Raw genomic sequence first — 15,296 nt, forward strand, 5'->3', positions numbered from 1 at the left:
CTTTTTTAAAAAGTATAGCAAATTTTTGGAATGACATCGCCTCCTCTTACAAGATTGAATATAAAAAAAAGAATCGCTTTCCATTCTCTCGAAAGCGATCCATTCGTTGTCTTATGCTGTATGGATTTTTCCATCCTCGATCCGCCAGATGCGATCACAGACGTCAAGCATCCGTTCATCATGAGTAATGACGATAATCGTCTTGTTTGACTCATGCGCTTGCTGTTGTAATAACTCCATCACCCGACGTCCATTCGTATAATCGAGACTTGCCGTCGGCTCGTCCGCTAAGACGAGTTGCGGATCATTGACGAAGGCGCGGGCAATCGCGATGCGTTGACGCTCACCGCCCGATAACGCATGCGGCAAATGATCTTTGCGGTGTTCGAGTCCGAACATGGCGAGTGCTGCGACCGTATCCACTGTTCGTCCAGCTTCTTTTGCGACGAGTTCCAGTTGCTCCTGGGCTGTCAAAAAGGGTACGAGATGCGACTCCTGAAAGATGAACCCGACTTCCTCAAGACGTAAGCGACGACGTTCTTCGCCCGACGCTTCACTGACGCACGTATCATCAAAATAGACCGCACCTTTTGTTGGTGTCTGAAGTAAACCGAGTAACTGAAGGAGTGTACTTTTCCCACTCCCGCTTGGTCCAACAAGGGCAATCAGTTCCCCTGCTTCTGCCTGTAAGTTGATATCGTGCAAGACGGTCATCTCACCATAACTCTGTTCAATCCGTTCTAACTGAATCATCCGTTCATTCCTCCCATCGCGTCTGCCGCCTCAAGTTTTTTCACCATTCGTAACGGAACGAGCGCTCCGAGGATCGCTGTTACGAGTAAAATGCCGCCGTACATCAGACTCGTCGACCATTCAAATCGGAAGGGAAGATCCGCTGGTAAGAAGCGGCTCGTCAGATAGGTGATAACGACACTGACACCAAAGGCGAGGCTCGTCAGGAGGATGACTTGTACGAGTAGACTCGCACCCATCGTCCGTGTTCGGATGCCGATTGCTTTTAGGACGCCAAGTTGTTTCATCTTCTGCATCGTCAAGATATAGAAGAAAGCTGTCAGAATCAATGCCCCGATGACGACGAGTGCAACCCGCATCATCTGGAAGGAGTTTTGCTCCGCTGCATAGCCTGGCACATTCTCAACGACTGCTTGTTTTGAGAAGACCGCTTGATCCGTTTGTAATGACTGACCGATGTACGCTGAGACGTATGATGCCCCCATCTTCGATTGCCATGCTTGCCACGATTCATCCGTCATCCAGAGGACAGGTGCGTGACTATAACGTCCGTCCGTGACCGTGCCGGCAATCCGGAACGTCTCTTTCGTCCGAAAATCGGTGATCGTATCGCCGACACGGGTTCCGCGTTGTTCCGCGTATGCAGCATCGACGAGCACCTCACCTTTTTGCAATGATTGCAACTGTTTTGGACCATAATTCGTAGTCTCTGGTAACGCAAAGACTGTCACATCATCCTTCGTTCCATTCTTCTTCTCAAGCACCATGTTCTGGACACCGAGCGCTTCCGCGCCCTTCGGTGTCTCATCCGCCCGTAAGAATGAACGGGTCAGCTGCCCTTCCGCATCTTTACTCAGTGCAAACTGCTCGACCGGCAGATTACGGACGGCAGCCCCATTGTCGTAGGCCAGCCCGTCCGCAAGACCGGTGATCATTAAAATCAATAAAACGATCAACATCGTCACGATCGTCATCCAACTGAATCGTCCTTTCATCCGGACGAGTTCTTTCCATCCTAGTTTCATTGCATGATCCCTCCTGTATGTTCGCTACAGGATTGATGATACGACTGCAATATGAACGGAACATGAACGCACGCGTCAAGTACGTAAAAAAATCAATGTCACAGTCAGACCGGATGAATCGGACGACAAGCTCGCATCCCCACCAAGTTGGCGCATCGTCTCTTTGACGATCGCAAGCCCAAGACCCGTCCCGCGCGACGTGCGGGATACATCACCTTGATAAAAGCGTTCAAAGGCATGTTCCATCTGTTGTTCGGTCATGCCTGGTCCTTCGTCCTTGATTCGGACGATGACCTGATTCACTTGTTCTTCCGCTTGAATGTGAATCGTCGCTCCTTCGGCTGAGACCGAAACAGCGTTTCGAATGACGTTTTGGAAAACATGTTCGAGCGCACTAGCATCTGCTTGAATCTGTAGCGCTGGCGATACATCGAGTGCGACGGCGATGCCTTGCTCATCGAGCTGAAAGGCAAGTGTTGCGAGTGTCGTCTCTAGACTCGCGCGTAGATCGAGTGCTTGCCGCTTGAAGCGCCGTCCTTCATCGAGCTTCGCTAAGATCAATAATTGACGCGTCAGCTCCGACATTCGCGCTGCCTCTTGTTGAATGATTGCCCGTCTCCTGACGTCTTCTCCCGTCACGTCGAGTTGTCCCGCGTACCCCGAGATTGTCGTCAGCGGTGACTGAAATTCATGCGAAACGTTTGCGACGAACCGGCGTCGTTCTGTATCAGACGCTTCGACTGCCGTTGCCATCTCGTCAAAGCGTCGGGACAGCTCACCAATCTCATCGCGTGCCTTCGTTCCGACGCGGATTCCGTAGTCACCGTACGCCATCTGTTCCGTCGCTTTTGTCAGGCGCCGGATCGGACGCACGAGATACCGGATGGAGAAGACAAGCAAGAGGAAGCTGATCACGACAAGCAATCCGAGAAACAGACCGACGAACAGGTGCAACTCACGGATTTGCCGACTCAAGTCCGGACGGACGAAGATTGCATCCGTTCCTTGCGCCGTCTTGACTGACGTCCCGTACGTATTGATGACTTCATTGTCGAATAGACCGAGCAAGAAGAGGTGGAACGGATACTCACGCATCCCGTAGTACGGTTGACCATTTTTCACTTGCTCGACGATTTGACTTGAGAGCGTTTCATCACGAAATGGATTTCCGTAACGCTCCGTTCCGTCTTCGGTCTGCACATATAGTTGAAAGCCAGTCGCTTGTAACATCCGGTAAAACGATTCTGTCTTTCCGTCACCGTGCGTCTCGTAATAATCAATCGCTGTCTCGACCGCTTCCTCAACTTTTTGGCTATAGCTGTCCTGCCAAAACGAATAGTAGGCGATGTTACTGATTAAAAGCGCGAGTAGTGCGGACACGAGTAGGACGACACAGACGAGTCCGACGATTTTCGTATAGAGGGATCTCATGATTCGACCTCCAACCGGTACCCGAGTCCACGAACCGTCTCAATCTTCACCTGATTCGTCTCCTTTAAGCGTCCACGGAGTCGTTTGATGTGGACGTCAATCGTCCGGTCATCTCCCATGAAATCAAGTCCCCAGACGTGTTCAATCAATTCCTCGCGACTGAAGACCCGTCCCGGAAAACTCGCCAGCTGATGTAATAATTCGAATTCGCGCCGCGGAAGTGTCCACTCGGTCGACTGGATCGTCACGAGCTGACTGCGTTTATCGATCGTGACATCTCCGAGATGCAGAACGGGTTGCGCCGCTTTTTGATAGCGCCGCGCCACGGCGTGAAGCCGAAACACTAATTCTTCCGGATCAAACGGTTTCGTGATGTAATCATCGGCACCGGCTGCAAAGCCGTCCCGCTTATCCGTCAGCTCACCGAGTGCTGTCAGCATCAAGATCGGGATGTCCCCGTTTTGCCATAATCGCTCACACAGGACGAGACCGGTCTGCCCGGGAAGCAAGACATCGAGCACCGCTGCTTCGAACGTCATCGTGTCAATCCAAGCGAGCGCTTCATTTCCGTTTGCTGTCGCTCGAACGGAATGTCCGTCGGCTTGTAACGTCGATACGACAAGTGCTTGGATATGTGGATCATCTTCAACGACTAGAATATACATCGTACGCCTCCTTTGTTAGACAAACAAAAATCCCCTTCCCCTTCTCATAACGAAAAGGACGAAGGGGATGACGGTCATCCGCGCTCTGGGTAGAGTGGGAAACGACCTGTCAAAGCAACGACACGCTCACGTGCTTGTGCGAGAACGTCTGCTTCTTCTGGGTGGTTCAAGACGAGTTCGATCAACTCAGCGATTTCTTTCATCTCCGCTTCCTTGAAGCCACGTGATGTCATCGCTGCCGTTCCAATCCGAATACCACTCGTGACGAACGGGCTCGCTGGGTCGAACGGAATCGTGTTCTTGTTGACCGTGATGCCGGCTTCGTCAAGTGCATGCTCAGCGAGTTTCCCCGTGATCCCGAGCGGTTGCAAGTCGACGAGGAGCAAGTGATTATCCGTTCCGCCTGAGACGATCCGGAGTCCACGATTCGTCAATTCCTCACCGAGGACTTTCGCGTTCGTGACGACTTGACCGATATAGTCCTTGAACTCAGGTGCCAATGCTTCACCGAATGCGACAGCTTTCGCAGCGATGACGTGCATGAGTGGACCACCTTGAATCCCTGGGAAGATCGCTTTATCGATCGCTTTCGCATGTTCTTCTTTACAGAGGATCATCCCACCACGTGGACCACGCAACGTCTTATGCGTCGTCGTCGTGACGAAGTGTGCATGCTCGACCGGGTTCGGATGCTGACCTGCTGCGACGAGTCCAGCGATGTGTGCCATGTCGACCATCAAGTAAGCGCCGACGCTGTCTGCGATTTCACGGAAACGTTTGAAGTCGATGACGCGCGGATACGCCGATGCGCCCGCGACGATTAATTTTGGTTTGTGCTCTTCTGCTAATTGTGCGACGACGTCGTAATCAATCATCTCTGTCTCTTGATCGACACCGTATTCCACGAAGTTGTACTGGACACCGGAGAAATTGACGGGGCTACCGTGCGTCAGATGGCCACCGTGCGAGAGGTTCATCCCGAGGACCGTATCGCCTTGCTCGAGAATCGTGAAGTAGACCGCCATGTTCGCTTGTGCGCCCGAGTGTGGTTGCACATTCGCGTGCTCCGCCCCAAAGATTTCCTTCGCGCGGTCGCGTGCTAAATTCTCAGCGAGATCGACATACTCACAGCCACCATAATAACGACGGCCTGGGTAACCTTCTGCGTACTTGTTCGTCAAGACGCTGCCTTGTGCTTCCATGACAGCTTGCGAGACGAAGTTCTCGGATGCGATCAATTCGATGTTATCCCGTTGACGACCTAGTTCCTGGCGCATTGCCGAAAAGAGTGCCTCATCTTGTTGTTTCAGATACGTAAGCGGTGTTTGTTCCATCTGAATTCCCCCATTTCATTTCGATAGACCTATCTTAACACGAATGTTTCGTTCCCGGCATCCCTAAAAACAACATCAAAAAAGCAAGGGGTGCGCAACCCCTTGCATCAATCATTCGTATTTAGCACGTGCTCCACCGATTAATTTCGGTCGTGTCACGGCTGCCGTCACGTGTGCCTCACCGATTTCCTTGTGCGGCAAGCGCACGGGAATCGCAACAGCTTTCAAGTGCATCCCGATGAACGTGTCCCCGATATCAATCCCGGCGTCTGCCTGAATCGCTTCGACGACGACCGGTGCCGAGAAGCGCTGATAGGCAGCACTTGCCATCGATCCACCGGCTTCCGGAACGGGAACGACCGTCACTGGATCCAGTCCGAGTCGTTCTGCTGTTTGCCGCTCGAGCGTCAGCGCTCGGTTGATATGCTCACAGCCTTGGAAGGCAAGATCGACTTGGTGCGACCGCCGAAAGGCATCGAATACGTCGAACAACGCGTCCGCGACTTCTGGCGAACCGGCCTTGCCGATTTGTTTACCGATGACTTCGCTCGTCGAACAGCCGATCACGAGCAATTTTCCTTTTAAGGAAAATCGTTCATCCAGAGCGTTCAGTGCTTCTTCTAAATCGTGCTGGATGCGTGTCAAGTCCATTACTTCACCTCATAATCTGAGATTTTGCAAACGCGGTTCTCATGACGTCCGCCTTCAAATTCCGTTTCAAGCCAAAGCTGTGCGATCTCACGAGCCAGTCCTGGACCGATGACGCGTTCGCCCATCGTTAAGATGTTCGAATCGTTGTGCTGACGCGTCGCTTTCGCGCTGAACGTATCATGGACGAGTGCTGCTCGGATGCCCTTGACCTTGTTCGCTGCGATGCCGATCCCGATCCCTGTTCCACAAATCAAGATACCACGATCAAACTCTCCATTCGCGACTGCCTCAGCGACTGGAATCGCGACATCCGGATAATCGATCGAGTCGGCTGAATGCGTACCGAAGTCCGTATAGTCGATGCCGAGCTCTTGTAAGAGATCGTTGATTTCTGCCTTTAACTTAAAACCGCCATGATCCGCGCCGATTGCTACTTTCATCTTTACTATTCCCCCGTTTGTTTAGGTTGTTTTTTCGGAAGTTTCCGTGTATCCGGAGCTTTTCTTCCGTTTCCGTTCTGCGTCAATTTTAACACAAGACGGTTGACGAGGGGTTCGAGTTCATTGCGTACTTGCCGGTAGACGTTCATTGATCCGCCGTACGGATCGTTGATATCCCGTTCAAGCCCTGTCACATATTCATATAAGGTGAACGTCCGTTCTTTCAGTTCCGGATAACGTTCACCGACTTCCTGCTTGTGCTGACGCGTCATCGTCAAGATGATGTCGGACCAACGTCCGAGTACATCATCAAAGACTTGCGTATAGTGCTCGAGTTCGATCCCGCGCTCACGCAACACTTGTAAGGCGTTCTCGGACGCATCAAATCCTTGCATCGAACGTAGTCCTGCTGAACGGACGTCGAATTCCTGATCAGCGACTTTCGAGCGTAGTAATGCCATCGCCATCGGGCTACGGCATGTATTTCCTGTACAGATGAATAAAACGCGACGTGTGCTCATCTCCGTATCCTCCTTCTTCAAGGGCGAATGACCCGACCACCTGCTGCTTTATGGAGGCGGTTGCGGACCGCAAGCCCCACCCCTTCTTCTGATAGGTCTCGTACAAAAATCTGATCCACCGTCGTCTGATCAAATCGCCGTAAACAATCGTAAAGACGTTGTGCCGCCGTCTCCATCGAATTACCAAGGGAGCAGCGAACATCTGCGTCGACATCCTCCCCGTCAAACAGGAGAACGCCCGTCTTGTGTCCGGTTTGTCGCGCATCATCGATGAGTTGCTGTAAGAATGAAAGATCCCCTTCGACGACGGACAGTGTTGCTTCCGGCGCATAGTGGGTATATTTCATCCCGGGTGCCTTCGGTGTAACATCTTTCATCGATAAGGCAGGATCGAGTGTGACAGGACCGATGACCGACTCGATTTGTTCGCGTGTCACGCCACCCGGTCGTAAAATCGCCGGTGGCGTCATCGTACAATCGATGACAGTCGATTCGACCCCGATGCCCGTTTCCCCTCCATCGACGATCGCAGCGATGCGTCCCGAGAGGTCATATGCGACGTGCGCAGATGACGTCGGTGAAGGTTTTCCGGAACGGTTGGCACTCGGTGCTGCGAGGCCCAGCCCTGTCGCTTCAATTAATTGAAGCGCGAGCGGATGGTCTGGCATCCGTAATCCGATCGTATCTAGTCCTGCTGTGACGAGTGTGGATGCGGTGCCGTTCGATTCGAGGATGATCGTCAAGGCTCCTGGCCAGAACGCCTCCATCAAACGTGCCGCGACATCTGGAATGTGCGTGACGAACTGATGTGCCTGTTCTACGGATGCGACATGGACAATCAGTGGATTGTCGGAAGGTCGACCCTTCGCGGCGAAGATTCGCCGAACAGCCGCTTCGTTCGTTGCGTCTCCTGCGAGACCATAAACGGTCTCGGTCGGCATCGCCACGACCTCTCCTTCCTGCAATAACCGAACTGCTTCATCCATCGTCTGTAAGTCAATCATTTCCGTCTTCACGCTGTACAATCCTTTCGTTCCGCATACACGATACGGTCTTTACCGTTTATATCTTTTAAAATACCCGTTTCCGCATTTGGATAACGTTCTTTTAACATCATTTGCACTTCTGGTCCTTGATTGTGTCCAATTTCAAACGCAATCAGTCGGAAATCGTCGCGTAGGACCCGTCCACTCTCCTCGACGAGACGTCGGTAAAAGACAAGACCGTCTTTTCCGCCAAACAGGGCGAGATGCGGTTCATGATCGAACACGACTTCACTGAGTAATTCTTCTTCCTCGATATAAGGAGGGTTCGAAACGAGCACCCGGACGGAATCATCTGCGAGCGGTGCGAGTAAATCTCCTTCAAGGAACGTCACGTCTCCACCAAGCGCCGCTTGATTTTGCTTCGCGACCGCGATTGCAGCTGGTGAAATATCGACGGTCGTGACCGGTTGCTCGAGTTCGAGGGCGAGCGTGATTCCAATCGCCCCGCTACCGGTACCGATGTCGACGATCTGTCCCGCGGTGAACGTCTCGCGTTTGAGACGCTCCGTCACGAAGACGATCAACTCTTCCGTTTCCGGTCGTGGAATCAAGACATCCGGTGTGACACGAAAGTCCCGTCCGTAAAACGGCTGATAGCCGATTAAATGCTGAACGGGCACACCGTGAACATGAGCAAGCAAGTATTCACTGAATCGTAAATCCTGCTCCGGTGTCAATTCATCGGACAAGCGGACAAGGAGTCCGGTCCGGTCGACTTCTAAGACGTGCATGAGTAACCATTCGGCACTTGAACCCTCGCGTCCTGCTTGTTCCATCATCGTTTTTGCCTCATTTAGACGTTTTGCGATCCGCATCAGTTTGCCGCCTCCGATGCTCGCGCCTGATGTTCCATGACGAGCGTATCGATGACTTCATCCATCTCGCCTTGCAAGATTCGATCAAGCTTCTGAATCGTCAATCCGATGCGATGGTCCGTCACCCGGTTTTGGGCGAAATTATACGTCCGAATCCGCTCTGAACGGTCACCCGTACCAACAGCCGACTTTCGTTTTTCATCATACTCCGCTTGCTGTTCGCGTTGAATTTTATCGTAGACACGCGCCCGTAAAACTTTCATCGCTTTTTCCTTGTTCTTGATTTGCGATTTCTCATCCTGACAGCTCGCGACGATCCCCGTCGGCACGTGTGTAACACGGACGGCGGACTGCGTCGTATTGACGGACTGTCCACCCGGTCCACTCGACGTGAACGTATCGACCCGGACATCCTTATCATGGATTTCGACCTCGACGTCTTCTGCTTCCGGTAACACGGCAACCGTTGCGGTCGATGTATGAATCCGTCCACCCGATTCCGTTGATGGAACGCGTTGGACGCGGTGTGCCCCGTTCTCATACTTCAGCTTCGAGTAGGCGCCTGTTCCTTTGACGATAAAGATGATTTCTTTATAACCACCGAGCTCCGTATAGCTCGCGTCGATGATCTCAATCTTCCAGTTCTGTTTCTCAGCAAACTTCGAGTACATCTTAAACAGGTCACCCGCAAATAAGGCTGCCTCATCTCCCCCTGCCGCACCACGAATCTCGACGATGACGTTCTTATCGTCATTCGGATCCTTCGGTAAGAGTAAAGCTTTCAGCTTCGCTTCGAGCTCTTTGATCTCCGGCTCAAGCATCGCGACTTCTTCCTTCGCAAGGTCGCGCATCTCCGGATCTGTCAACATCTGACGTGCCTCTTGATAGGCTTCCATCTTCTCGCGATAGACGCGATATGTCTCAACGGTTGGGGCAAGCTGCGACTGCTCCTTTGAGACCTCGCGTAATTGATTCGTATCATTGATGATGGCTGGATCAGCCAACATATCATTCAGTTTTTCATAACGGTCCTCTAAGGCACTCAATCGATCCAACATCTCGGTCATCCTTCCTGGCGGTTCTTCTGTCGTCAGTATAGCAAATATTGCGATCGTTGGCGTAACCGTCTTCTCGAAAAGAAACATTGACAGACCGATTCGAAATTCCTATAATTGGTGTATTAATTGAATTAGTACACTTAAGGAGGTGAAGAAATGTTCACCGTCGATCCGAAAAGTCCCTTGCCGATTTATGAACAGTTAGTCACGCAAATCATCCGCTCGATTGCTCGTGGTCTACTCCGCTCCGGCGAACAGATGCCATCCGTTCGTGAACTTGCCGGTACACTCCTTGTCAATCCGAACACGGTCTCCCGTGCCTATCAGGAACTCGAGAGCCGCAACTTCATCGTCACGATGCGCGGCAAAGGCTCCTTCATCTCAGATATTCCCCTCAGTGAAGTCAAACAAGCCGCTATTCAAGATCCACTCATCCGTCTTTGTTCCGTCGCCGACGAACTCTCGATCTCAAACGAAGAACTCTATCAACTCATCTTACACATAAGGGAGGATTCCTCATGTTGACCGTTTCTCATCTAACGAAACAAATTGACCGTACCATGATTTATGAAAATGCATCCTTCACCCTGCCAGCAGGAACGATCACCGCGTTGATCGGTCGTAATGGTGCCGGAAAAACGACGTTACTGAAAACACTCGTCGGAGCCCTCGAGCCGACACGCGGAAAGGTCGAATGGAACAACGAATCCATTCACCATGTCCCGCAGACGCGGGAGCACCTCTTTCTCGTTCCGGACTCCGTCTCCGTCTATCGTCAAATGACACTTGGCGAACTGATCAACTTCTACAATGCGTTCTATCCGAATTTCGAAAAGACGTATATCGAAAATTATTGTCGCTCGTCGAATCTCGATCGTGGTCGTCGCGTGACATCTTTATCAAAGGGACAAGCCCAGTTGTTCCTTCTCCAACTCGCGTTTGCAACCAATGCCCCGGTCCTCTTGCTTGACGAACCAACTGATGGACTTGACCGGATCAACAAACGTGATTATCTGAAACAACTCGTCTCATTACTCGCGGAGCGCCAGACAGCCGTTCTGATTGCTTCGCACCAACTCGAAGAACTTGATTCCCTTGCCGACCGTGTCATGACGATCGAAAAACACCTCGTCCGCGAACCAAAGGCACTCGATGATGCCAAAGCTAGCATGCAGAAATGGCAAGTCGTCTATGAAGATGTTCCAGAGCTCAGTCATGCCGATCTCCACGTCTTATCCCAAACGGGTCGGGTCGTGACGTTACTCGTCTTATCGGATGAAGGCGCACGTTATCTTGAAACGACAAGTCCTCTCTTAAAGGATGCTTTGCCAGTGCAGATGGAAGATTACTTCTTAGGGACGTTTGGAGGGAAACGACATGGTTAAGCAATTGATCCGCTATCATATCAAGCAAGGTATTTGGCCTCTCGCTTGTTTCATTCTGCTCGCAATCTTCAGTTATGGGTTCGGCAGTTATACCGTCATCAATGAATTCGAAAAATACGATGTGTCTCAGCAACCCGATCTACTCAACACTGTACTCGTCAGTCCGTTCTTCGCTGGGTTCGCAGCAATTCTGATTGCCGTCTTTGCAATCCTGATGCTCGGCTCTGAGCGTGGAAGTGGTCGTAGTTTGATCTTGCATGCACTCCCATTCCCGAAGGTCTGGTTGTTCTGGATCAAATGGATCATCGGTGTCGTGACATTGATCGTCTTCCCGATCATCGGCTTTTTTGCTAGTTGGTTATTACTTCAAGCATTCGGAATCGATCCGTTCGATTACGTCACGTGGTCTTCACTCCTTCAAGATTTTGGTCTTTTCCTTCTATTTGATGTGACGATTTTGACGATCTTCTTATTTGCCGGAACGATTGCTGGTGATATCATCGGTCAGCTATTGCTCGGGACGTTCTTCTTATTCTTGAACTACTTCACGTACTTCAGCATCTATGCCATCGGTCAGCTGGGCTTCGGTATGGGTTACGAAGAGTTAGACAAACCAATAAGCTTCCTGATGACGATCACGACACCGTTTGCGCTCTTCGTTGAGTACAATACTGAAATTAACATCACGTATGCCGTGTTGTTCAGCTTAGCCTTGACGATCGTCCTACTGATTTTCGGTAGCCGCCTCTATGTCAAAGGTGCGAACGAACGTCTTGGACGTTTCACGATCTTCCCGAAATTACATCCAGCACTCATCATCACCTTCTCGATCTATACGACGATTCTGCTCGCTGGCATCATCGGTCTGATTTCGTCTGAGAACCAGTTCCTGTACTGGCTCGCGATCGCGATTCTCGCCTGGCCGACGTTTAGTTCGTATCGTCGGATGATTGGGTGGAGTCGCTAATGCAACGAATGGACCTTCTGAAATGACTTTTCAGAAGGTCCATTTTTTTGTCATCGATTCTTCACAAAGCTTTACACACTATACACATGGTTTTCATATTTCACCCGTAAGGTGGAGTTTGTAGTTCGTATCGATTATCAAACCCCATCACCTTTCGAGGAGGAACCTGTATGAAATTAAAACGTATCATTCCGATTTTTGCCTTATCAACCCTTTCCCTCAGTACGATGTTCTCGATGCCTGAAGCAGAAGCAAAGACAAAACCTGTTAAATCACCGGAAATCCGGAACGTCATCTTCTTGATCGGCGACGGAATGGGGGTCTCGTATACATCTGCTCATCGTTACTTAAAGAACGATCCATCGACACCGGTTGCTGAAAAAACAGCGTTTGACCAATACCTCGTTGGTCAACAGATGACTTATCCGGAAGATCCGAAGGAAAACGTCACCGATTCCGCTTCCGCAGCAACAGCGATGTCATCCGGCGTCAAGACGTATAATGCAGCAATTGCCGTTGATAACGATAAATCGGAAGTCAAGACCGTCCTTGAAGCAGCGAAAGAACGTGGTAAGTCAACAGGACTCGTTGCAACATCGGAAATCACGCATGCGACACCTGCTTCGTTCGGTGCTCATGATGAGAGCCGAAAGAACATGAACGCGATCGCAGACGATTACTTCAAGGAACGCGTCAATGGGAAGCATAAAATTGACGTCATGCTCGGTGGCGGTAAGTCGAACTTCGTCCGTCCGGATGTTGATTTGACGAAAGCATTCAAAAAAGACGGTTACAGTTACGTCACGGATCTGGATCAATTGCAAGGTGATAAAAACAAACAAGTCCTCGGTCTGTTCGCAGATGGTGGATTACCAAAACGGATTGACCGCGAAAACTCGGTCCCATCGCTTGAACAAATGACGAACTCTGCCATTAAGCGACTCGACTCGAATAAAAAAGGATTCTTCCTGATGGTCGAAGGTAGCCAAGTCGACTGGGCCGGTCATGACAATGATATCGTCGGTGCCATGAGTGAGATGGAAGACTTCGAGCGGGCATTCAAAGCCGCGATCGCATTTGCAAAGAAGGATAAACATACACTCGTCGTCGCGACAGCTGACCACTCAACGGGTGGATATTCAATCGGTGCAGATGGCATCTATAACTGGTTCGCTGAACCGATCAAAGCGGCAAAGAAAACACCTGACTTCATGGCGCAAAAAATCGTCGATGGTGCGGACGTCCGCAAGACGTTGACGACGTATATCGATCAGGACAAACTCGCCTTGACGGACAAAGAAATCGATAGCGTCTCCCGCGCTGCTGAATCGAAGAAATTACTCGAGATCGATAATGCGATTGAAGAAATCTTTAACGAACGCTCGCATACAGGCTGGACTACAGGTGGACATACAGGTGAAGACGTACCGGTCTATGCGTTCGGTCCTGCTAAAGAACGTTTCGCGGGACAAGTCGACAACACGGATCACGCGAAAATCATCTTCGATCTCTTGAAATCGAAGAAATAAGGAGAATGTTCATGAGACAGATACTTGCTACTTTGATGCTCGGGACGGTGCTCGCTGGTTGTGGCACTTCAGCATCACAAGACACACCAAAAGAACCAGCGTCTGCGAAACAGGAGCAGCCGGTATCGCTTGAAAAAACAAGCGCCTACGTTCCAAACCCACAAATTCCAGACGATCGCGATTTGACAAAAATCGATCAGACCGTCACGGATGATAAGGGCGACCTGACGCTTAAACAATTCAAACGAGTGAACGAAACACGGAAGATTGGTCCGATCGAGATGACGATCGAAGAGATCAAAGTATTCCATGCTCGTCCAAGCTATGGCATGATTGATTTCTTCCATGGCTTTACGCACGATGAATCCTTTGATTTGATCAAGACACGGGTCACGATCAAGAACACAAGTAATGAACCGGTCACGTTCAATCCTGTCGCCCACTTCAAACTCGATGCTGCGACAGAAAAGACGCTCGAGGACGACGTCTATTTGGAGTCGCTTGCGAAGACTTACGCCCCGTCCGAGTCACGGAGTGGTAACTTCGGCTTCATCTTGGAACATCCGGTTGACTCGATTGAACTCTTGACGAGTGATGTTCTCGATGAAAAACAAGATGTCCTCAAAAAAGGAACGACGTTTTCGACGTCTCTTCGTTGACTGACATTCACACTTCTACGCTCTATCTATTTTCCGGTCATGTCCGGATCATAGGTGGAGCTATTTTGATGCCTGTAATCGTTCCGTGCTACACTAAAGGCATTATTTGAGTGTAAAGGACGGATCATATGCCGAAGTATGTAAACATCTATCACGAGCTCGCACAGCGGATTCAGGAAGGAACGCTTCCGGCCGAAACGAAATTACCTTCTGAAACGGAATTGATGCATGAATTCGAGGCGAGCCGCGGAACGGTTCGAAAAGCGATTGATGCCCTGCAAGAAAAAGGCTTCGTCCGTAAACACCAGGGGAAAGGTGTCTTCGTCCTGTCGCAAGAAGCGATCGAGTTCCAATTCAACGGCATCGTCAGCTTCTCGGAAGCACATCGCCGGATGGGGCGTCATACCGTCGAGACGGATGTCTTATCCTGCGAAGTCCTTTCCGCTTCTGCTGAACTCGCTTCGTTATTACATGTGGCACAAGGAACGGACGTGACGCGCATCGAGCGCATTCGCCAAATCGATGGTGAACGTGTCATCCGTGACATCAATCATTTCGTGACAGCACTCGTACCCGGACTCACTACTGACATCGCTCAAGGTTCGATCTATCAGTACATCGAAGAGACACTTGGTCGGCAGATCAGCTACGCAAAACGAAAAATCGAAGCTCGCCCTGCGACAATGGAAGACCAAGAACGACTCGACCTTCACGATATGACGCATGTCATCGTTGTCACGAACGATACGTATTTCTATGAAGGACAACATTTCGAACGGACGGAATCGCGTCACCGGCTCGATAAGTTTCAGTTCACTGATATTGCCCGTCGTTGAATATAGGCTGCAAGATGAGGGAATCCGTAGATGACGGATTCTCTCTTTTTTATTCTTCCCAACTTATCTATATAAGTTCTTGACCAACTTATATAGATAAGTTAAGATAAGTGTGCGCAGATAAGAAAACGTTTTCATTTCAAAAGTGGTCGAGTATGTCACTTCCAAAAAGGAGCATCGA

The 15,296-nt window shown here is 50.5% G+C and carries 17 protein-coding genes; 6 read left to right on the plus strand and 11 right to left on the minus strand.

Features of this window, described 5'->3' with window-relative positions; all coding sequences use genetic code 11:
* Positions 1 to 111: 111 nt before the first annotated feature.
* From ASF99_RS13390 to prfA, 11 genes are all read right to left on the minus strand, one after another.
* Positions 112 to 753, minus strand: a complete 642-nt coding sequence (locus tag ASF99_RS13390) for an ABC transporter ATP-binding protein (protein ID WP_055969295.1) — start codon at positions 751 to 753, stop codon at positions 112 to 114.
* Positions 750 to 1,778: an ABC transporter permease gene (locus ASF99_RS13395; protein ID WP_055969298.1), complete on the minus strand. Its 1,029-nt coding sequence runs from the start codon at positions 1,776 to 1,778 to the stop codon at positions 750 to 752. Before ASF99_RS13395 ends, ASF99_RS13390 begins: the two co-directional genes overlap by 4 nt.
* A 75-nt stretch (positions 1,779 to 1,853) precedes the next feature.
* Positions 1,854 to 3,209, minus strand: a complete 1,356-nt coding sequence (locus ASF99_RS13400; RefSeq protein ID WP_055969302.1) for a HAMP domain-containing sensor histidine kinase — start codon at positions 3,207 to 3,209, stop codon at positions 1,854 to 1,856.
* Positions 3,206 to 3,874 (minus strand): response regulator transcription factor, encoded by a 669-nt coding sequence (locus tag ASF99_RS13405; protein WP_055969305.1) that lies wholly within the window; start codon positions 3,872 to 3,874, stop codon positions 3,206 to 3,208. Before ASF99_RS13405 ends, ASF99_RS13400 begins: the two co-directional genes overlap by 4 nt.
* A 74-nt stretch (positions 3,875 to 3,948) precedes the next feature.
* Complete coding sequence (glyA, locus tag ASF99_RS13410) at positions 3,949 to 5,208, minus strand: serine hydroxymethyltransferase (RefSeq protein ID WP_023469510.1); 1,260 nt, start codon at positions 5,206 to 5,208, stop codon at positions 3,949 to 3,951.
* A 111-nt stretch (positions 5,209 to 5,319) separates the two neighbouring features.
* Positions 5,320 to 5,859, minus strand: coding sequence for a TIGR01440 family protein (locus tag ASF99_RS13415; protein WP_023469511.1), 540 nt, complete (start codon positions 5,857 to 5,859; stop codon positions 5,320 to 5,322).
* Positions 5,859 to 6,299 carry a ribose 5-phosphate isomerase B gene (rpiB, locus tag ASF99_RS13420; protein WP_029342752.1) on the minus strand — a complete coding sequence of 147 codons (441 nt, stop codon included), beginning with the start codon at positions 6,297 to 6,299 and terminating at the stop codon, positions 5,859 to 5,861. Before rpiB ends, ASF99_RS13415 begins: the two co-directional genes overlap by 1 nt.
* Before the next feature lie 5 nt (positions 6,300 to 6,304).
* Positions 6,305 to 6,820, minus strand: a complete 516-nt coding sequence (locus ASF99_RS13425; RefSeq protein WP_023469513.1) for a low molecular weight protein arginine phosphatase — start codon at positions 6,818 to 6,820, stop codon at positions 6,305 to 6,307.
* A gap of 17 nt (positions 6,821 to 6,837) precedes the next feature.
* The gene (locus ASF99_RS13430; RefSeq protein WP_023469514.1) at positions 6,838 to 7,836 is read right to left on the minus strand and encodes an L-threonylcarbamoyladenylate synthase; all 999 of its coding nucleotides are present in this window, start codon (positions 7,834 to 7,836) and stop codon (positions 6,838 to 6,840) included.
* Entirely contained in the window at positions 7,833 to 8,681 is an 849-nt protein-coding gene (gene prmC, locus ASF99_RS13435) for a peptide chain release factor N(5)-glutamine methyltransferase (RefSeq protein ID WP_023469515.1), read from the minus strand. The genes ASF99_RS13430 and prmC overlap by 4 nt, the downstream gene beginning before the upstream one ends.
* Complete coding sequence (gene prfA, locus ASF99_RS13440; protein WP_023469516.1) at positions 8,681 to 9,739, minus strand: peptide chain release factor 1; 1,059 nt, start codon at positions 9,737 to 9,739, stop codon at positions 8,681 to 8,683. Before prfA ends, prmC begins: the two co-directional genes overlap by 1 nt.
* A 156-nt stretch (positions 9,740 to 9,895) precedes the next feature.
* Between prfA and ASF99_RS13445 the strand changes: the two genes are divergently transcribed.
* The 6 genes from ASF99_RS13445 to treR all read left to right on the plus strand — a co-directional run bounded on the left by ASF99_RS13445 (position 9,896) and on the right by treR (position 15,115).
* The gene (locus tag ASF99_RS13445; protein ID WP_023469524.1) at positions 9,896 to 10,264 is read left to right on the plus strand and encodes a GntR family transcriptional regulator; all 369 of its coding nucleotides are present in this window, start codon (positions 9,896 to 9,898) and stop codon (positions 10,262 to 10,264) included.
* Positions 10,258 to 11,124: an ATP-binding cassette domain-containing protein gene (locus ASF99_RS13450; RefSeq protein ID WP_023469525.1), complete on the plus strand. Its 867-nt coding sequence runs from the start codon at positions 10,258 to 10,260 to the stop codon at positions 11,122 to 11,124. Before ASF99_RS13445 ends, ASF99_RS13450 begins: the two co-directional genes overlap by 7 nt.
* Positions 11,117 to 12,091, plus strand: coding sequence for a hypothetical protein (locus tag ASF99_RS13455; protein WP_055969307.1), 975 nt, complete (start codon positions 11,117 to 11,119; stop codon positions 12,089 to 12,091). The genes ASF99_RS13450 and ASF99_RS13455 overlap by 8 nt, the downstream gene beginning before the upstream one ends.
* A 170-nt stretch (positions 12,092 to 12,261) precedes the next feature.
* Positions 12,262 to 13,620: an alkaline phosphatase gene (locus tag ASF99_RS13460; protein ID WP_035395839.1), complete on the plus strand. Its 1,359-nt coding sequence runs from the start codon at positions 12,262 to 12,264 to the stop codon at positions 13,618 to 13,620.
* Between the two features lie 11 nt (positions 13,621 to 13,631).
* On the plus strand, positions 13,632 to 14,279 hold the full coding sequence (locus ASF99_RS13465) for a DUF4352 domain-containing protein (protein ID WP_055969310.1): 648 nt from the start codon (positions 13,632 to 13,634) through the stop codon (positions 14,277 to 14,279).
* A 128-nt stretch (positions 14,280 to 14,407) separates the two neighbouring features.
* Positions 14,408 to 15,115, plus strand: coding sequence for a trehalose operon repressor (gene treR / locus ASF99_RS13470; protein ID WP_055969313.1), 708 nt, complete (start codon positions 14,408 to 14,410; stop codon positions 15,113 to 15,115).
* Positions 15,116 to 15,296: the final 181 nt, after the last annotated feature.

Origin of the sequence: Exiguobacterium sp. Leaf187 (assembly GCF_001423925.1) — a bacterium.
GTDB lineage: Bacteria > Bacillota > Bacilli > Exiguobacteriales > Exiguobacteriaceae > Exiguobacterium_A > Exiguobacterium_A indicum.